Annotated in this window: 17 protein-coding genes, 1 tRNA gene and 3 pseudogenes; 15 read left to right on the plus strand and 6 right to left on the minus strand. The window is 65.2% G+C overall.

Going from position 1 to position 18,470, the window contains the following annotated elements:
• The first annotated feature begins 198 nt into the window (after window positions 1-198).
• Entirely contained in the window at window positions 199-984 is a 786-nt protein-coding gene (locus AB3L03_RS19670; RefSeq protein ID WP_085358831.1) for an SDR family NAD(P)-dependent oxidoreductase, read from the plus strand.
• A 221-nt stretch (window positions 985-1,205) separates the two neighbouring features.
• On the opposite strand, the gene AB3L03_RS19675 is transcribed toward AB3L03_RS19670, so the two are convergent.
• Window positions 1,206-1,478, minus strand: a complete 273-nt coding sequence (locus tag AB3L03_RS19675) for a GlsB/YeaQ/YmgE family stress response membrane protein (RefSeq protein ID WP_083926312.1) — start codon at window positions 1,476-1,478, stop codon at window positions 1,206-1,208.
• Window positions 1,479-1,508: 30 nt separating this feature from the next.
• Window positions 1,509-2,089, minus strand: a pseudogene (locus AB3L03_RS19680) (YidB family protein).
• Window positions 2,090-2,247: 158 nt separating this feature from the next.
• Between AB3L03_RS19680 and AB3L03_RS19685 the strand changes: the two are divergent.
• Together AB3L03_RS19685 and AB3L03_RS19690 are read left to right on the plus strand one after the other, a co-directional pair.
• Window positions 2,248-3,255, plus strand: coding sequence for a 2-dehydropantoate 2-reductase (locus AB3L03_RS19685; protein ID WP_247299203.1), 1,008 nt, complete (start codon window positions 2,248-2,250; stop codon window positions 3,253-3,255).
• Window positions 3,256-3,283: 28 nt separating this feature from the next.
• Window positions 3,284-3,499, plus strand: a complete 216-nt coding sequence (locus AB3L03_RS19690; RefSeq protein ID WP_083926313.1) for a hypothetical protein — start codon at window positions 3,284-3,286, stop codon at window positions 3,497-3,499.
• 117 nt (window positions 3,500-3,616) lie between these two features.
• Here AB3L03_RS19690 and AB3L03_RS19695 read toward each other — a convergent pair whose 3' ends face one another.
• Window positions 3,617-4,249, minus strand: a complete 633-nt coding sequence (locus AB3L03_RS19695; RefSeq protein ID WP_018452973.1) for a hypothetical protein — start codon at window positions 4,247-4,249, stop codon at window positions 3,617-3,619.
• Window positions 4,250-4,457: 208 nt separating this feature from the next.
• On the opposite strand from AB3L03_RS19695, the gene AB3L03_RS19700 reads away from it, so the two are divergent.
• From AB3L03_RS19700 to AB3L03_RS19725, 6 genes are all read left to right on the plus strand, one after another.
• On the plus strand, window positions 4,458-5,975 hold the full coding sequence (locus tag AB3L03_RS19700; RefSeq protein ID WP_247299205.1) for an AMP-binding protein: 1,518 nt from the start codon (window positions 4,458-4,460) through the stop codon (window positions 5,973-5,975).
• Between the two features lie 26 nt (window positions 5,976-6,001).
• A complete protein-coding gene (locus tag AB3L03_RS19705; RefSeq protein ID WP_204514026.1) occupies window positions 6,002-6,640 on the plus strand; it encodes an RraA family protein in 639 nt (212 codons plus the stop codon).
• 26 nt (window positions 6,641-6,666) lie between these two features.
• A complete protein-coding gene (locus AB3L03_RS19710; protein WP_018452976.1) occupies window positions 6,667-7,038 on the plus strand; it encodes a cupin domain-containing protein in 372 nt (123 codons plus the stop codon).
• A gap of 48 nt (window positions 7,039-7,086) precedes the next feature.
• Complete coding sequence (locus AB3L03_RS19715) at window positions 7,087-8,043, plus strand: tripartite tricarboxylate transporter substrate-binding protein (protein WP_368506901.1); 957 nt, start codon at window positions 7,087-7,089, stop codon at window positions 8,041-8,043.
• Between the two features lie 97 nt (window positions 8,044-8,140).
• Window positions 8,141-8,217: transfer RNA gene (locus tag AB3L03_RS19720), tRNA-Arg, on the plus strand.
• A gap of 124 nt (window positions 8,218-8,341) precedes the next feature.
• Entirely contained in the window at window positions 8,342-9,481 is a 1,140-nt protein-coding gene (locus tag AB3L03_RS19725; protein ID WP_018452978.1) for an amidohydrolase/deacetylase family metallohydrolase, read from the plus strand.
• 26 nt (window positions 9,482-9,507) lie between these two features.
• Here the strand turns inward: AB3L03_RS19725 and AB3L03_RS19730 are convergent.
• Window positions 9,508-10,652 (minus strand): annotated as a pseudogene (locus AB3L03_RS19730) (acyl-CoA dehydrogenase family protein).
• Between the two features lie 127 nt (window positions 10,653-10,779).
• On the opposite strand from AB3L03_RS19730, the gene AB3L03_RS19735 reads away from it, so the two are divergent.
• Entirely contained in the window at window positions 10,780-11,472 is a 693-nt protein-coding gene (locus tag AB3L03_RS19735; RefSeq protein ID WP_231189766.1) for an alpha/beta family hydrolase, read from the plus strand.
• Between the two features lie 4 nt (window positions 11,473-11,476).
• Here AB3L03_RS19735 and AB3L03_RS19740 read toward each other — a convergent pair.
• A pseudogene (locus AB3L03_RS19740) lies at window positions 11,477-12,452 on the minus strand (ketopantoate reductase family protein).
• A gap of 154 nt (window positions 12,453-12,606) precedes the next feature.
• Between AB3L03_RS19740 and AB3L03_RS19745 the strand changes: the two are divergent.
• Complete coding sequence (locus AB3L03_RS19745; protein ID WP_085351611.1) at window positions 12,607-13,410, plus strand: enoyl-CoA hydratase-related protein; 804 nt, start codon at window positions 12,607-12,609, stop codon at window positions 13,408-13,410.
• Between the two features lie 47 nt (window positions 13,411-13,457).
• Here the strand turns inward: AB3L03_RS19745 and AB3L03_RS19750 are convergent, their stop codons facing one another.
• The gene (locus AB3L03_RS19750; protein WP_018452983.1) at window positions 13,458-14,342 is read right to left on the minus strand and encodes a LysR family transcriptional regulator; all 885 of its coding nucleotides are present in this window, start codon (window positions 14,340-14,342) and stop codon (window positions 13,458-13,460) included.
• Window positions 14,343-14,455: 113 nt separating this feature from the next.
• On the opposite strand from AB3L03_RS19750, the gene AB3L03_RS19755 reads away from it, so the two are divergent.
• From AB3L03_RS19755 to AB3L03_RS19770, 4 genes are read left to right on the plus strand one after another with little or no spacing between them, the layout of a single operon-like run.
• Window positions 14,456-15,820, plus strand: a complete 1,365-nt coding sequence (locus tag AB3L03_RS19755) for an FAD-dependent oxidoreductase (protein WP_018452984.1) — start codon at window positions 14,456-14,458, stop codon at window positions 15,818-15,820.
• A 34-nt stretch (window positions 15,821-15,854) separates the two neighbouring features.
• Complete coding sequence (locus tag AB3L03_RS19760; RefSeq protein WP_018452985.1) at window positions 15,855-16,859, plus strand: ABC transporter substrate-binding protein; 1,005 nt, start codon at window positions 15,855-15,857, stop codon at window positions 16,857-16,859.
• Between the two features lie 16 nt (window positions 16,860-16,875).
• Window positions 16,876-17,649 carry an ABC transporter ATP-binding protein gene (locus AB3L03_RS19765; RefSeq protein ID WP_368506902.1) on the plus strand — a complete coding sequence of 258 codons (774 nt, stop codon included), beginning with the start codon at window positions 16,876-16,878 and terminating at the stop codon, window positions 17,647-17,649.
• Entirely contained in the window at window positions 17,642-18,466 is an 825-nt protein-coding gene (locus AB3L03_RS19770) for an ABC transporter permease (RefSeq protein ID WP_018452987.1), read from the plus strand. Before AB3L03_RS19765 ends, AB3L03_RS19770 begins: the two co-directional genes overlap by 8 nt.
• Window positions 18,467-18,470 lie beyond the last annotated feature (4 nt).

Genomic DNA, 18,470 nt, shown 5'->3' on the forward strand with positions numbered 1-18,470 from the left:
TGGGGCGGGCGCGCAGGTTCTTCTTGCGCCCGATGATCCAAAAAAGCCATGGCCCTGACAAGCGCTGATCGCAGGTCAACCTGCGGCGCGGGCATGGGCGATGAGCTAATTCCGCTTAGCGGAGTTTGCTCGATTTGCAGGGCGCGGCAAACTCGCTAAACAGAACGTCGATACTCAATCAAGGGGAAGGAAATCCGGATGGCAAAGGACAGTTTGTGCGCAATCGTGACGGGGTCCGCCTCCGGCCTGGGCGCTGCGACCGCGGAAATTCTCGCACGGAGCGGGGCGCGGCTCGTCATCAACTATTCCTCGAGCCAGAAGGAAGCGGAGGCGACCGCGGAGCATTGCCGCAAGGCGGGCTCACCGGAAGTTCTGGTCGCGCAGGGCGACGTCTCGAAGGATGACGATTGCCGCAAGATCGTCGCGGCAGCTGGCGGCTGGGGCCGGCTCGACGTGCTCGTCAACAATGCCGGCACCACCAAGCATGTCGTCCATGCCGATCTCGACGGATTGTCGGCGGAAGATTTCCAGCGCCTGTACGGCGTCAACACCATCGGCCCGTTCCAGATGGTGCGCGCGGCGCGCAGCCTGCTCGAGGCCGGCGCCAAAGCTTCTGGGCGGCCGTCCGCCGTGGTCAACATCTCCTCGGTCGCCGGCATCAGCGGCGTCGGATCGTCGATCGCATACGCCGCGAGCAAGGGCGCGCTCAACACCATGACGCTGTCGCTGTCGCGCGCGCTGGCGCCGCTGATCCGCGTCAACACGGTATGCCCGGGCTATATCGATACACCCTGGTTCACCAAGGGCCGCGGCGAGGCGGGCGCCAAGCAGGTGCGCGACAGCGTCGTGGCGAAGGTGCCGCTGAAGGTCGCGTCATCGGCGGAAGACATCGCGCAGCTCGTCTGTTTCCTGGCGATGCCGGCCTCCAGCAACATGACCGGCGAAGTCGTGCGCATGGATGCGGGGATGCATTTGGTGACGTGATCGCGCGGCACATTCTCTCCACGTCGTCGCCGGGCTTGACCCGGCCTCCGCTCTCTCCACGTCGTCGCCGGGCTTGACCCGGCCTCCGCTCTCTCCACGTCATGGCCGGGCTTGACCCGGCCATCCACGTGTCGCCGCGCGGATCAAAAGACGTGGATGCCCGGGTCAAGCCCGGGCATGACGATGAGGTGGCGGTGTGCCGCTTTCGGCGTTTTGAAGCGTCACCCCTTGATCACGCCGCTCGCCACCAGCCGGTGCCAGATGAACAGCACCACCACGGCGCCGATGGTGGCCATGATGAATCCTGCACCCTGGTCGGGACCGTAATGACCGATGGCCTGACCGATGAAGGTCGCGAGAAACGCGCCGGCGATGCCGAGGATGGTGGTGAGGATGAAGCCGCTCGGATTGTTCGGTCCCGGCGCCAGCCAACGCGCGATGAGGCCGGCGATGAAGCCGACGACGATGATCCACAACAAGCCACCCATGCTCATGTCCGTGCTCCCCTCGTTTGACTAAACCAATCAGACTCTGCCCGCGATCTCTTGCTCGGTCGGCAGCCGTCCGTCCGGCGTCAGATGGTCGACCACCTGCGGCAGATACTGGCTGAGGCCCGAGAGCAGCTCGTCACGCGACAGGCCGCTTTGGGCGGACAGGCTCTCGATCTGGTCGGCGCCGAGCGCATTGGCGAGATCGCCTGGAGCGATCGCCTTGTTCTCGCCCTTGCCGACCCAGGTATTGGCAGTATCGCCATGACCGCTGTGCTGAAGCTGGTTGAGGAGATCGCCGAGCCCGCCGCTGAGCACGCTGCCGGCCGCGCCGCCCGCGAGCAGGCCGCCAAGGCCGCCCTTCAACAGGTCGCCGAGGCCACCACCAGCGCCTGCATTCACCGGCGGGGGAGATGCGTCGGCGTCGGTGCCGGGGACGGCTGCGGCGCGCTGCCGCTCTGGTTGCCGCTCATATGCTTGAATGCCTTCCAGGCGAGCAGGCCAAGCAGCGCCATGGTCATGGGCGACATGCCGCCACTGGATGAGGATTGTGAACTCGGCGTGCTTGGCCCGCGCGGGCCGTTCTGCATGCCGTTGAGGACGTCGAGCAAACCCATGGCGTTCTCCCTTGGCGCTTTGTTGCCGGTAACAAGCCCCGTTCGAAAACATATGAGGCCGTCATGACGGTTACAAGGCGATTGCGCCGCAACTCCGGGAATGGGCAGCAGACACAGCCTCTGCTATCGAGGGCGGATCGTTGAGGGGGCAAGCCAAGATGATGACGGATCGACCGATCGTGGTGGCCGGCGCGGGCGCCATCGGATGTTTTGTCGGCGGCACCCTGGCGGCTGCCGGTCGCCGCGTCGCGTTCCTGGTGCGACCGCGGGTGAAGGCCGAGATCGAGCGGTTCGGTCTGCTTCTGACCGATTTCGACGGCTCCGAGAAGAAGCTCGATCCGGGCCAACTCGCGCTATCGGAAGATCCCGCGATCTTGCACAGCGCCGGCATCGTGCTGGTCACGGTGAAGAGCGCCGACACGGCAGCTGTCGCCAAGCAGATCGCGCAGCATGCGCCGCAGGACGCTGTCATCGTCTCGCTGCAAAACGGCGTCGGCAACGTCGCGGTGCTGCGCGATCGCCTCGGCGATCGCCGCGTGCTCGCCGGCATGGTGCCTTTCAACGTGGTCGGGATGGGCGAGGGCCGCTTCCACCGCTCGACCTCTGGCGACATTCATGTTGGCCAAGATGACACGAACGCGGCCGCAGCTCTGTCGGTGCCGGGGCTCACGATGCGCGCGAGCCGCGACATCACCGGCGTGCAATGGGGCAAGCTGATCATCAATTTGAACAACGCGCTCAGCGCCTTGTCCGACATGCCCCTCGCTGCGCAATTGGGGAACCGCGAATGGCGAAGGTTGTTCGCCGATCAGATGGCGGAGGGGCTGGCTGCAATGAGGGCCGCCGGCATCACACCGGTCTCGGCGACGCCGATCCCGTCGTCCTGGACGCCCGCCTTGCTGAGACTGCCTGATCCGATTTTCGACCTGATCCTGGGAAGGACCATGAAGATCGATCCCGAGGCGCGTTCCTCGATGTGGCAGGATTTGAAGCAGGGCCGCAAGACCGAGATCGACTATCTCCAGGGCGCGATCATCGCCCTCGCCGAACAGAACAGTGTCGACGTGCCGCTGTCGCGCCGCATTGTTGCGCTGATCAACGAGGCTGAGGCCGCGGGCAAGGGTCCGCCGCGGCTGACGCCGCAGCAGGTTCGCGGCGCTGCATGAGTTCACGCCGGCTGACGGGAGACGTGCGATGAAACGTTGTTTGACGATCGGGGTCGTGCTCGCCGCCTTATGTGCAGCTTCCACGTTTGCTCAGGCAAGGCCGCCGACCGTCACGAATTCGCCCGGCTATGACGCGCGCCTGAAGGAGAGTCGTTCGCAGTTGGGTAGTTCACCGACAACAACGGCGCCGGTGAATGCGCCGGTTGCTCAACCGAAGCGCAGCAAGAAGAAGCACACGAACTGAGGCTAGGAGACGGATCCCCGCCCAGTTCGTCATTGCGAGCGTAGCGAAGCAATCCAGACTGCCTCCGCGGAGAGATGCTGGATTGCTTCGCTGCGCTCGCAATGACGGCGACGCAGCTCAGCCCTTCTTCGCGGGCTTGCTCGGCGTCGGGCTGAACAGCTTCTTGATGTCGTTCAATCCATCCGACAGCCGCGGCCATTCGCAGGAGAACGAGCCCTTGGTGCAGGGTGTGCCCTTCGGCCGCGGCCGCGCGTCGCCGATGGCGGCCTGCTGGACTTTCGGCCGCTCGACCGGCACGGGCACGCGCTCGACCTCGGTTCGCAACGCGACCCGCTGGAGCTGCTGCACCTGTTGTTCCTGCTGCTCGCGCTGCTGGCGCGCGGTGGCCTGCGCGGCTTCATTGCTGCGGCGCTGATTGGCGAGATAGGCGGTGTAGGATTCGTCGATCTTCTTCTGCTCCTCCGGCGTCGGATTGGGCCCGGCGATGTCGAAGCTGCGGTCCTGGAGGAAATCGTAATAGGAATAGCCGCCGCCCGCCTTGCGCCGGCCGGCGAATTTGGCGTTGCAGTCGGCAAGCGCAGCCGTCTTCTCGGATTTGGTCGTAGCTTTCTCGGCGGCGTCGGCGCAGGCCTCGAAGTCAACAGGCGCGCGCTTCCACCATTGTGCCTGGGCATGCGACGGCGCCAGCAGGAAAAATCCTGCTGCAGCAACGACAAGCGCCGCACGACGCGATGCAACTACGTCCGACATTCTACGAGAGCATTCCTTGCAAAACTCAACCCGAACTGAGTCGGGCTGATTTTTGCCCCTTTATGGCCTGCTTGTCACCCATGGAACCCGGGAATTTCATGGCTGTGATGCTGACATTTTTTGCTTGACGTGGCGCAGGAGTCACAGCGTCACTTCATCCTGCGCTCGCCTCATCGGCGACGCCAAGAATACGAAGTGGAAACGCCTCATGCTGCTGCCCCTGTCCGATGTGCCGCGCTGGTACGCCGAACGCAAACCGCAAGGCACGATCGCCGTCCGTCACGGGCAGGATACGCTGACATGGGACGCGCTCGAACGCGGCGCCAACCGGCGCGCGCGGGCGTTCATGGCCAAGGGTGTCAAGCCCGGCGACTTTGTCGCGATCGGTTTGCCCAACTGCAATGCGTTTTTCGAGACCTCGTTTGCAGTGTGGAAATGCGGAGCGACGCCGACCTCGTTGTCATGGCGGCTGCCGCGCGGCGAAGCCGCCGCGGTGCTCGACATCCTGAAGCCGGCGCTGGTGGTCGGCGGCGAAGCCGACTGGAACGCGCCGAACCGTCTGCCCGCGGATTTCGTGCCGGAAGGGTTTTCGGACGAGCCGCTCACCGCACCGGTGGCGCGCTATTGGAAAGCCATGACCAGCGGCGGATCGACCGGCCGCCCGAAGGTGATCCTCGATCACCAGCCGGCGGTGATCGACACGGTCGCCGCGCCGCCGCTCAACATCCCCTTCGGGGTCTCGTTGCTCAATCCCGGTCCGCTCTATCACAATGCGCCGTTCATCGTGTCGCACTACGCGCTGTTCACCGGCGGCCAGCTCACCGGCCTCGTCAAGTTCGACGCCGAGGAGGCGCTGCGGCAAATTGCGCGCGAGCGCGTGCAATGGGTCAATTTCGTGCCGACCATGATGCACCGGATCTGGGCGCTCCCGGAGCACGTGCGCAACGCCTACGATGTGTCGAGCCTGCAAACCGTCTTCCACATGGCCGCTCCGATGCCACCCTGGCTGAAGGAGAACTGGATCGCCTGGCTCGGGCCTGAGCGGATCTGGGAGCTCTATGGCGGCACCGAGCGACAGGGCTCCTGCATCATCTCCGGCAAGGAATGGCTGACGCACCAGGGCTCGGTCGGCAAGATCGGCGAGACGGCGCGCTTGCGCATCATCGGCGAGGACGGCAACGACGTTGCGCCGGGTGAGACCGGCGAGATTTACTTCCTCAACAATGACGGCAATGACGCCACCTATCACTATCTCGGCGCCGAGCCGAAGCGCCGCGCCGACGGCTGGGAATCGCTGGGCGATATCGGCAGGCTGGATGCGGAAGGCTACCTTTATCTCGGTGACCGCCTCGCCGACATGGTGCTGCGCGGCGGCGCCAACATCTATCCCGCCGAGGTCGAAGCTGCCGTCTCCGCCTGTCCGGGCGTGCGCTCCTGCGTGGTGGTGGGATTGCCCGACCCGGAATTGGGCCAGCGCGTGCACGCCATCATCGAGCCGGAGAGCGATGCGGACGGCCAAGCCATCGCCGACGGAATGGCGGATTTCCTCAAAGACAGGCTCAGCCGCTACAAGCACCCGGAGAGCTTCGAGATCGTCACCGTCCCACCACGCGACGATTCCGGTAAAGTTCGCCGCACGCTGTTGCGCGACGAGCGCGCGGCGTGGATGAAGGAGGGGCGCGCGTTCCGGATTTGGCCGGCGAAGGCGCGGGCGGACGCCGATTAAGAGAATTCATGGGAAGGACCGAGATTATGACCATCACCATCGCCGCGAACGCTGTGCCGAAGCCGCCGGCCGCGATCATCGAGGGCTTTCGCGGTGCGCCGACCCCGGTCATTTCGGACAATCTCGGCCGGCTGCCGGGCGCCGTGGGGCTCAAACCCTATCATCGCGGTGCCAAGCTGGTGGGCACGGCCTTCACGGTCCGCACCCGTCCCGGTGACAATCTCGCCATCCACCGCGCGCTCGAGCTGGTGGGCCCCGGCGACGTCATCGTGGTCGATGGCGGCGGCGACGAGACCCGCGCGCTGGTCGGTGAGATCATGAAGAACATCGCGCAATGGCGCAAAGCCGAAGGCTACGTCATCGACGGCGCGATCCGCGACGTCGCGGCGTTCGCTGCCGATGACTTTCCCTGCTATGCCCGCGCGGTGATCCACCGCGGCCCTTACAAGAACGGCCCCGGCGAGATCAACGTGCCTGTTTCGATCGGCGGCAGCGTGATCTCGCCCGGCGACATCGTCGTCGGAGACGAGGACGGCGTGGTGTCGTTTGCCGCCGCCGGTGCCGCGGCGCTGCTCGACGCCGTGCGAGCCCAGGTCGCGCGCGAGGAGGAGACGCTGAAGGCGATCCGCGAGGGCCGTTATCAAGGCTCGTATGGCAAATCCTGATCAGCGAGAATGAAGAGGAGGGCGGCGTGAGCCAGCAGGACGAATTCCACAATCTCGACGATAACGGCGACGGGTTGTTTCGCGAGCTCGCGGCAGGGGTGACCACGCGCATCTTCTCCGGCGAGCAGGCGATGCTGTCGGTGGTGACGCTGGCGCCGCATGCGCAAGGCACGCTGCACCATCATCCCGAGGAGCAGTGGGGCGTGCTGCTCGACGGCTCCGCCATCCGCGTCCAGGGTGATGAGGAGATTGCCGTGAAGAAAGGCGACTTCTGGCGCACGCCGGGTAATGTGCCGCACACCATGCGCGCCGGCCCCGACGGCGCCCGCGTGCTGGACATCTTCAGTCCGCCGCGGCCAGAATACAGAAAAGCGGGATCCGGTTTCGGGACCACTTAAAGCGCCAAAGAGCAAAAGCCGGGCGCGAGAAAACAGGGGAGGGATACCATGACGATCACACGACGGACGCTGCTGGCAGCGCCGGCTATTCTCGCGATGACGCCGGCATTGGCGCAGGCTTCAAAAATCACACTGCTGGTGCCGTTTCCGCCGGGCGGATCCACCGATGCGATGGCGCGGCTGCTCCAGAGCCATCTGCAAACCAAGCTCAACCGCATCGTCATTGTCGAGAACAAGTCGGGCGCGGCAGGCGCGCTCGGCGCGGCGCAGGTCGCCAAGAGCCCGCCTGACGGCTCGACGTTCCTGGTCACCTTCGATTCCCATGCGGTGATCCCCTCCATCCTCGACAAGCCGCCCGTCGATGTCGAGCGCGAGCTAATGCCGGTGTTGCTGGTCGGCACCGCGCCTTACGTGATCGCTGCCGGTGCAGGCCGCCCCTACAAGAGCTTTGCCGACGTGGTGGCGGCCTGCAAGGCGACGCCCGGCGCGGTGAAATATGCCTCCGTCGGCATCGGCACGCTCGGCCATCTCGCCATGACCGTGCTCGGCAACAAGGCCGGCGTCGAGATCATGCACGTGCCCTATCGCGGCGGAGGCCCCGCAATGAACGACGTGCTCGGCGGCCATGTCGACCTGATCGCGGGATCTGCGGCGCTGGTCGCAGCCCAGCTCGGCACCAACATGCTGCGTCCGATCCTGCAGCTCGGCCGCGAGCGGCTGCCGGGCCTGCCGGATACGCCGACCGCGATCGAGGCGGGCTTTCCGGATTTCGAGACGCTGGCCTGGTGGGGCATCTTCGCGCCCACCGGCACGCCGCCGGACATCGTCGCAGGCCTCGCGACGGCGTCCAAGGAGATCCTGAGCGAGCCCGCGACCGCCGCCCAGCTCAAGGAAACGCAGCAGATGACGCTGCTGCTCGAGGACGCTCCCGCCTTCAAGACCTTCTTCGACAAGCAGGTCGCCATTTGGGGCAAGGTGGTCAAGGACAACAATATCCGGGCATGAGATGACCGGCAGCCCTCCGCATTGAGCAACGCGGAGGGCTTCCGATCCCCCTTCCGCTTTGATATGAAGCCCCGGTAACCCGCTCTGCGGGTTCCGCGGTCCCGTAGCTCAGCCGGATAGAGCGACGGTTTCCTAAACCGTAGGTCGGAAGTTCGAGTCTTCCCGGGATCGCCAGTTTTTCAGTGAGCAATCGTCGCGTTTGATACGCTCGTCGGCGCAAAAATTGCTAGAAGCGCGAAGCTTCCTCCTGGCCCGGGCTGACTGCCGCCCCGCCTCGCTGCCATATCCGGAGACGACAATGCCTTTCGATTTGATCCTGCGCGGCGGCCGTGTGGTCGACCCGTCCCAGAAGCTCGACGCCGTGACCGATGTCGCCTTTTCCGGCGGCAAGGTCGCGGCGATCGGCAGTGGGCTCAAGGCGGATCCGGGCACCGAGGTGCGCGACGTCTCTCGCTACATCGTGACGCCGGGACTGATCGATCTCCACACCCATGTCTATTGGGGCGGCACGTCGCTCGGCATCGACGCCGAGGAGTTCTGCCGTCTTTCCGGCGTCACCACCGCGGTCGATACCGGCAGTGCGGGGCCGGGCAATTTCGCGGGCTTCCGCAAGCATGTGATCGAGCCGAGCCAGGTTCGTATCCTCGCTTATCTGCATGTCTCGCATGCCGGCATTTTCGGCTTCTCGCACCGGATCATGGTCGGCGAGAGCGAGGAGCTGCGGCTGATGAATCCGATCGAGGCGGCCAAGGTGGCCGACGCCAACCGCGATCTCATCGTCGGCATCAAGGTGCGCGTGGGGCTGCATTCCTCGGGCACGTCGGGCGTCGTGCCGCTCGACATCGCGCTCGAGGTCGCGAACGAGGTCGGCATGCCCCTGATGGCGCATATCGATCATCCGCCGCCGAGCTACGAGGAGGTGCTGGCGCGCCTGCGCCCCGGCGACGTGCTCACCCATGCGTTCCGTCCCTTCCCCAACACGCCTGCGACCGCGCAGGGCACGGTGAAGCGGGCGGTGCTCGACGCCCGCGAGCGCGGCGTGCTGTTCGACATCGGCCACGGCAAGGGCTCGTTCGCATTCAAGACCGCGCGTGCGATGCTCGCCAACGGCTTCTATCCCGACACCATCTCGTCCGACATTCATCAGCTCTGCATCGACGGCCCGGCCTTCGATCAGGTGACGACCCTGTCGAAATTCCTGTGCATGGGCATGCCGCTGTCCGACGTCATCGCAACCTCGACCGTCAACGCCGCGATGGCGCTGCGGCGCCCCGAGCTCGGCAGCCTCAAGCCGGGCAGCGTCGGCGACGCCACGCTGATCTCGGTGAGGGAAGGCCAGTTCGACTATGAGGACGTCGTCGGCGAGCACCTGATCGGCGACCGCAAGATCGTCTCCGAAGGCGTCGTGATCGGCGGCCGGTGGTGGCATCCGAATTGAGCGGCAGGCCGTTCACGCCGGCTTGATTACAACGACCTCGCGATCAACAGCTTCATGATCTCGTTCGTCCCGCCATAGATCTTCTGGATGCGGGAATCGATGAAGATGCGCGAGATCGGATATTCCTGCATATAGCCGTAGCCGCCGAACAGCTGCAGGCATTCGTCGGCGGTCTCGACCTGCTTCTCCGAGCACCAATATTTCGCCATCGACGCCGTGACGGTGTCGAGGTCCTTGCGACCAGCCGCTCGATGCACCAGTCGACGAAGACGCGCGCGATCATCGCTTCGGTCTTGCGCTCGGCGAGCTTGAAGGCGGTGTTCTGGAAATCCATCAGCGGCTTGCCGAAGGCCTTGCGCTCCTTGGTGTAGTCGACGGTGAGTTTTATCGCGCGCTCCATAGCCGCGACCGCGCCGACCGCGAGCGCGAGGCGCTCCTGCGGCAATTGCTGCATCAGCTGCACGAAGCCCTGGCCTTCCTCGCCGCCGAGCAAATTGTCCGGCGGCACCGCGACGTTGTCGAAGAACAGCTCAGACGTGTCGGAGGCATGCAGGCCGATCTTGTCGAGGTTGCGCCCGCGCTTGTATCCATCCGCGCCTGAGGTTTCGACCACGATCAGCGAAATGCCCTTGGCGCCGACATCGCCGGTGCGCGCAACCACGATGACGAGGTCGGCAGCCTGGCCGTTGGTGATGAAGGTCTTCTGTCCGTTGATGACGTAGGAATTGCCCTGCTTCCTGGCGGTGGTCTTGACGGCCTGCAAATCCGAGCCGGTGCCGGGCTCGGTCATGGCGATGGCGCCGACCATCTCGCCTGAAGCCATCTTCGGCAGCCAGCGCTTCTTCTGCTCCTCCGAGCCGTAATTGAGGATGTAGTGCGCGACGATGGCGCTGTGCACGGAGACGCCGGTCGTCAGCTCCGGCACCGTGCTTTCGAGGTCGTCGAGCACGGCGGCATCATAGGCGAAGGTGGCGCCCAGGCCGCCATATTCCTCCGGCACGCTTGCCAGCAGCGCGCCCATCTCGCCGAGCCCGCGCCAGGCAAAGCGGTCGACCATCTTCTGCTCGCGCCATTTTTCGGCATGCGGGGCCAGATCCTTGGCAAGATACTTCCGGAACTGGTCGCGGAAGATTTCGAGCTCTTCGGTCATCCAGGAGGAGCGGTAGGACATGGTCAACTCGGTCAATGCGGCTTGCCGGCCTGGTTAGGCCAGCCTTTGGCGGCAATTATTGTGTTTTCAGGCTGTGCCGGTGACGCTACCAAGGCGGCCGGAGCAGCGTCTATCGGGATGGTTGATTGTGGCTGTCAAAATCCAAACCGTCAAAACCAAAGAGCTCAAGCTCGACATCGCGCGCATCGGCACGGTCTCCGCGATCCTGACGCAGCCGGACAAGGCGCGCGCCTGCTACGTCCTGGCGCATGGTGCCGGTGCAGGGATGCGGCATGCATCGATGGACAAGATTGCGGAGGGGCTCGCTGCTCGCGACATCGCGACCTTCCGCTTCAATTTTCCTTACATGGAAAACAAGCAGGGCCGTCCCGACCAGCCTGCGGTCGCCCACGCCACGATCCGCGTGGCAGTCGAGGAAGCCGCGCGGCTCTGCCCGGGTGTGATGCTCGTTGCGGGTGGAAAATCCTTCGGCGGGCGCATGACCTCGCAGGCGCAGTCCAAGGCTCCGCTGCCTGATGTCAAAGGGCTCGCCTTCCTCGGTTTTCCCCTGCACGCCGACAAGAAGCCGTCGACGGAGCGCGCCGAGCATCTCGCCCATGTCGAGATCCCGATGCTGTTCCTGCAAGGCACCCGCGACGGGCTCGCCGATCTCGGCCTCCTCAAGCCGGTCATCGCCGCTCTTGCCCCGAAGGCGACGCTGCATGAGATCGAAGGCGGCGATCACTCCTTCGCGGTGCTGAAAAAGTCCGGCCGCACCAATGAAGAGGCGCTGACAGAGGTGCTTGATACGCTCGCGGCCTGGATCGACAGCCTCGCCTGAAATCTCACGCCGAATATAGCCCCTTGTCGCGCGCCTTCTGGATCGCGAGCGCGGCGATCAAGTCGAGCGTCGGCGTCGACAGGCCGGCGGTGCGCGCGAAGGCTTGGGGCGCCTTTACCAGGACGTCGATCTCCATGGCGCGGCCGAGCTCGTAATCCTGCAGCAGCGACGGCTTGTGGTTGGGGGCGGGGCCGCTGCGTGATACGCGCTTGACCTCGGGGATAAAATGCTGAGCGATCTCGTTGGCCTCGTTCAGCATCCGCGGAATGACATCCGCAAAGGCGGGGTCATCGCGCACGCCGCGCGCGGTCTGGCCGGTGAGCAGGCACAGCACCGACAGTGACATGTTGGTCAGCAGCTTTGACCAGATCGCCTCGCGGATCTCGGCGACCGGCGGCGATTCCAGCCGTGCGTCGCTGAAGACACCGCGGAGCGTCGTGATGCGCTCGCAATTGCGGTCGTCACATTCGCCGATCAGCAGGCGGTTGCGGTCCGGCGTCAGGTTCTGCACCACGCCGGGCGCGATCACCTCGTTGGAGGAGAAGACTACGCCGCCGACGATCCGCTCTTTCGGAATGCAGGCGCGCAGGCGTCCGCCCCGGGTCGAGGAAGGAAATGTCCGGCGGGGTCGGGTGCCGCGGCGGCAGGCCGATCCGGTACCACCAGGGAATGCCGTTCTGCGCGAACACGATCGCGGTGTTGTCCTGCAGCAGCGGCTTGAGACTGGAGACCAGCCCGGTCAACGCGGTCGCCTTCAAGGTGCTGATCACGACGTCCTGCGGGCCGAGCTGGGCCGGATCGCCGGAGGCGTTCACCTTGGCGGAGACCTCGGAATCGCCGACGCGCAGCTTGAGGCCGTTGGCCCGGACCGCCTCCAGGTGCGCGCCCCGCATCACGCACGAGACCTCGTGGCCGGCGCGGGCCAACCGAACTGCAAGATGGCTGCCGACGGCGCCCGCGCCGAAAATGCAGATGCGCATGTGATGTCCGTCCCTGATCCCTTGATGCCGCCCCGCGGCAGCATGACACAAGCCGCCATGCGATGGACGCGGCTGCCCTACGCTCGAAAGATATGGATCAGGGCGCGGAGCCTCGGTCATAGTGCGCGCCAAACAAACGAGCGGAGGAACACCGATGACCGACAGCCCCGTCCTGTGGACCCTGGATGCGCGTGGGGTTGCGACCGTCACGTTGAACCGGCCGGAGGTTAACAATGCCTATGACGGCGCGTTGATCGCAGGCGTGCTCGCGGCCATGGACGATCTCGGCAGCAAGCCCAACCTTCGCGTCGTCGTGCTCAAGGGCAATGGCAAGCATTTCCAGGCTGGCGCCGACCTCAAATGGATCAACGGCGTGCGGCCGCAATCGAGCGAGGCGAACGAGGCCGCGTCGCGGGCGACGTTCGAGGCCGTGCAGCGGCTCAATACGCTGGCTATCCCGACGGTCGCGCTGGTGCAGGGCGGCTGCTTTGGCGGCGGCACCGGCGTGATCGCGGCCTGCGACGTCGTGATCGCGGCCGACAACGCCCTGTTCTCGATCACCGAAGTGCGCTGGGGCCTGACCGCGGCCATCATCATCCCGCAGCTCTGCGATGCCATTGGTGTACGGCAAGTCCGCCGCTACGCGCTGACAGGTGAACGTTTCGGCGCCGAGGACGCCCGTCGTATCGGCCTCGTCCACGAGGTGGTGCCGCTCGCCGATCTCGACGCCGCCGGCGCCAAGGTGGTCGAGCAGTTGCTTGCCAACGGATCGGAGGCGATGGCCGAGACCAAGCGGCTCGCGCTGGAAAGTTCGTTCGGCGGCATGGCGGTGGACGATGCGGCTTACAAGCGGCTCGTGCATCTGCATTCGCTGAAGCGACAGAGCGCGGAAGCCGCCGAGGGGCTGGCGTCGTTCGCGGAAAAGCGCGCCGCGAATTGGGCAGGTGCTAAAAGCTGAACGCGAGTAGCCCGGATTACGCTTCGCTCCATCCGGGCTACGGGCTTTTACAGCGACGTCGCGAGTGACCTTTTCAGCAAAGTGAGCAGCGCCTGTACCGCGGCGGCATTGCGCCGCCGTTCAGGGATCGCAGCCTTCACCCACAATTCCGGAATCGGAAACTCGCGCAGCACCGGCTTGAGCGCGCCGTCGCGCAAGGCGCCCGCGACGAGATAGTCCGATATCAACACAATGCCGTTGCCGGCGATGGCGCTGCGCGCCAGCACTTGGCCCTCGTTGCAGGACAGCAGCGGACTGACCTGGACGCTGATGCGGCCGCGCGGCCCGTCAAAGATCCATTCGGGGCCGGTCGGTAGAAAGCTGAGGCAGCGATGATCGACCAGATCACGCGGATGTTTTGGCGTGCCGTGTTTCTTCAAATAGGCAGGCGAGGCGCAGAGCAGCCGCTTCAGCGGGCACAAGGGTTCGTCGACGACACCGCCAAAGGAATGCGGGAAGGCGCCGATGGCGATGTCAAAGCCTTCGGTGACGGGATCGACCGGACGGTCGAACAGCACGATCTCGAGCTTGAGCCGCGGGTTCTGGGTCTGGAAGGCGGTGAAGACGTCCGCAAGCCGCGCGACCGTCAGCGAGGTCGGGGCCTTGATGCGCAGATGATCGACGAGATCGTGGCCCTTCTCGCCCATGCGCGACAGCAGATCGGCGGCGTCGGTGACGACGCCGCGGGCGCGATGCACGTAGCGCTGGCCGGCCTCGGTCAGCCGCAATTGCCGGGTCGAGCGATGAAACAGTGGCGTGCCGATCCGCGCCTCCAGCTGCGTGACGCGCTTGGCGACCACCGACGTCGAGACGCCGAGTTTTCGCGCGGCCGCGGAGAAGCCGGTGGCGTCGGCGGTCGCGAGGAACGCCTGAAGGTTTACCAGGATGTCCATCTTCGGCCTTTCGCGATTCGAGAAAGGTGATCGCCTATTTTGGCGGATTGTAGCTCGATCCGGGTTAATTCATAGTCCGGCCCAAGCAAAGGATTTCAGGGACAGGACGCGCCATGCAGGCCATGACGATCGAAGAACCGGCGCGCCAGGTGCCGCTTTACGGCGAATATGAAGTCGTCGTCCTCGGCGGCGGTCCGGCCGGCATCGTGGCGGCGGCCTCAAGCGCACGCGCGGGACGGAAGACGCTGCTGATCGAGCGGTACGGCTTCCTTGGCGGCATGGGCACCGCCGCAGGCGTCACCAATTTCTGCGGCCTGCACGGCAATGTCCACGGCGAGGCCCACCGGCTGGTGCAGGGCATGGCGTCGGAGTTGCTGGCGCGGATCGATCGCTTGAACGGCCTCAACGCGCCGCATCTGATTCTCGGCAAGGTCTTCGCCCAGGCCTACGACACCGCCGCCTACAAGATCGCGGCCGACCAACTGCTCGCCAGTCACAAGGTGCACATCCTTTTCCACGCGCTTGGTGCCGGTGTGGTGATGGGCGCTAACAGCCGCATCGATGCGCTGATGGTCGAGACCAAGGCCGGCCGGCAGGCGGTGCGATCGGAGATCTTCATCGATTGCTCCGGCGACGGCGATCTCGCGGTTTGGGCCGGCGCGCCGTTCGAATTCGGCGACGAGCACGGTCATCCGATGTATCCCTCGATGATGCTCCGTCTCAACAACATCGACCCGGAGAGGGCAGGCGAAGCCTGGCGGACCATTCCGCAATTGATGGAGCAGGCCACCGCCGCCGGCACCCACACATTCCCGCGCAAGAGCGCGATCGTGCGGCCGCAGAAGTCCGGCATCGAATGGCGGGTGAATTTTACGCAAGTGGCGCGCGAGGACGGCCATGCCATCAACGGCATCGAGCCTGATGATCTCACCCGCGGCGAGATCGAGGGCCGCAAGCAGGCGCTGGCTGCGTTCGAATTCCTGCGCACCGTGCCGGGCTTTGAAAAATCCTACATCGTCGACCTGCCGCCGCAGCTCGGCATCCGCGAAACCCGCCGCATCACGGGCGGCTATCAGCTCAGCGGCGAGGACGTGCTCGGCTGCGCTTCGTTCGAGGATTCCATCGGGGTCAATGGCTGGCCGATCGAGGCCCATGTCCCCGGCGACGTCGTCTTCACCTTCCCGCCGATCCCGGAATCGCGCGGCTATAACGAGCTGCCTTACCGGATGCTGGTGCCCGAAGGCGTCGATAATCTGCTGGTCGCCGGCCGCTGCGCCTCGATGACCCATGAGGGCCAATCGGCGGCCCGGGTCTCCGGTGCCTGTTTCGTGATGGGGGAGGCGGCCGGTTCCGCGGCAGCGCTGGCGCTCTCCGGAAACCGGATCCCGCGTGACATCCCCGTTGAAAAGCTGCAGGAAACGTTGAAACAACAGGGCGCCTTTATCGGACGGGACCAGCCCGTGCCTGAAGGCCTGTAACCGACTGCAAGATTTCGACGGCGGAGGAAACGAAATGATCGGGATTGTGCGGCTCGCGCTAGCTGGCCTGATGGCGATCACAGCAATGGGCACGGCCCGAGCCGAGGACGCGCTGAAGGCCAGGATCGGCGTGCTCAGGCTATCCTCCTCCGCGCCGGTGTTCATCGCGCAGGACAAGGGCTATTTCCGCGAGGCCGGCCTCGAGGTCGAGCTGAAATTCTTCGACGCGGCGCAGCCGATCGCGGTGGCGACGACCTCGGGCGACATCGATTTCGGCGTCACCGCCTTCACCGCAGGTCTTTACAATCTCGCCGGCAAGGGCGTGCTCAAGGTGATCGGCGGCATGAGCCGCGAGAAGGCTGGTTATCCCCTGATCGGCTATTTCGCCAGCAACAACGCCTATGCGAGCGGTCTGAAGACGCCGAAGGACCTCGCGGGCAAGCGCGTGGCGATGACGCAGGTTGGCTCCTCCTTTCACTATTCGCTCGGCCTGCTTGCCGACAAATACGGTTTCAAGCTCGCCGACGTGAAGATTGTGCCGCTGCAATCGCTGTCGAATGCGGCGGCCGCGCTGAAGGGCGAGACCGTGGATGCAGCGCTGCTGCCGATCTCCACCGCGCGAAAGCTGATGGACGACGGTGGTGCGAAGTTTCTCGGCTGGGTCGGCGACGAGACACCCTGGCAATTGGGCGCGGTGTTCGCCTCGCCGAAGACGCTGACCAACAAGGTGCTGGTGACGAAGCTGCTCGGCGCCTTGGCAAAGGCCGACCGCGAATATCACGACGTCATCCTCGCCGCGATGAAGGACGGTGTCGCGCCGATCAATGACAAGACAAAGCCGCTGCTGGAGATCATCGCCAAATATACGAACCTCCCGGTCGAGCAGGTGGTCGGCAACTGCGCCTATATCGATCCCGACGGCAAGCTGGATGTGAAGAACGTCGACAACCAGATCAAATGGCTCCAGGAGCAGGGTTTTGCCGACAAGGGCTTCGACGCGAATGCGATCATCGCCAAGGAATTCGTGAAGGCGGATTGAGAGTAGAACGCAGTCCATGGACCTGATCGCCAACCACATCACCCATCGCTTCGGCGATCTCGCCGTGCTCGACAACGTCTCGTTCACCGTCAGCGCGGGCGAGGTGGTGGCGATCGTGGGGCCGTCGGGCTGCGGCAAGAGCACGTTGCTGTCGATCCTCGGCGGGCTGTTGCTGCCGACCTCCGGCGCGCCCGAGCTGCGTGGATCGCCGCCGGCGGACAGCCTCAATCCGCTCACCTTCGTGTTCCAGGACTTTGCGCTGCTGCCCTGGGCGAATGTGGAGGAGAACGTCGAATTCCCGCTGCTGCACACCCAGCTCTCGGCCGTGCAGCGCCGCGCGCTGGTCGAGGACGCCTTGCGCCGCACCGGCCTGACCGATTTTCGCAAAACCTATCCAAAGCAGCTTTCCGGCGGCATGCGCCAGCGCGTCGGCATTTCGCGCGCGCTCGCGGTCAGGCCGGCCATTCTCCTGATGGACGAGCCATTGTCGGCGTTGGATCCGCAGACCCGCGAACTGCTGATGGAGGATTTCGTCCGGCTGCTCGCCGATGGCGGCATGGGCGCCGTGTATGTCACGCATAATCTCGAAGAGGCGGCGAGGCTTGCCGACCGCATCGTGGTGCTGTCGCGGCGCCCTGGCCGTATTCGCGAGGTCGTGAGCGTGCCGATGACGCGCACTGAGCGCGGTGACATTGCAGCCCGTGAAAAGCTGCTCGCGCTTCAGAACCAGATCTGGTCGCTGATCCGCAACGAGGCGATCGATGCCGAGCGCGAGGTCCAGCATGCTTGATCGCGCTCCGGCGGGAACATCGACGAAGGATGAAGCGGTCCGGCGCGTCCGCTTTCGCGGCGCCGGCTTCGTGCCGGCGAGCAGCCGTTTCGGCGGCTGGATCGCGCTCGCGCTGGTCATTGCGATCTGGCAGGCCGCCGGCAGCACCGGCCTGGTCAATCCGCTATTCCTGCCACCGCCATCGGCGATCGCGCGGGCGATCTACCAGCTCGCGATCTCGGGTGCGCTGTGGCAGCACCTTTCCGCGTCGCTCCTGCGCATCGGTGTCGGCTGGCTGCTCGGCACGGCAGCCGGTGTCGCCGTTGGCTTTGCCATCGGCCTGTCGCGTCTGGCGCGCAGCGTCGGCATCACCTTCATCTCGGCGCTGTTCCCGATCCCGAAGATCGCGCTGCTGCCGCTGTTGATCCTCTGGCTCGGCATCGGTGAAGAGCCGAAGATCGCGACCATTGCGCTCGGGGTGTTCTTCTCGACCGCGATCTCGGTCTATAGCGGCGTCGACGCGGTGCCGCGCAACCTCATCCGCATGGCGCAGAGCTTCAACGTGCCGTTCGCCACCATCGTGCGCAAGGTGGTCTGGCCGGGCGCGCTGCCCGCGATCCTCGCCGGCTTCCGTATCACCTCGTCGGTGGCGCTGCTGCTCGTCGTCAGCGCCGAGATGATCGGCGCGCAGTACGGCATCGGCGCGTTCGTGCTGCAGGCTGGCAATTTGATGCAGACGGATCAGCTGCTCGCGGGCGTGGTGATTTTGTCGGTGTTTGGGTTGATGGTGGGGAGGGTGATCAACTGGCTGGAGACGCGGCTGTTGCACTGGCGGTGAGGTT

The sequence above is a fragment of the Bradyrhizobium lupini genome (genome assembly GCF_040939785.1).
GTDB classification, from domain to species: Bacteria; Pseudomonadota; Alphaproteobacteria; order Rhizobiales; family Xanthobacteraceae; genus Bradyrhizobium; species Bradyrhizobium canariense_D.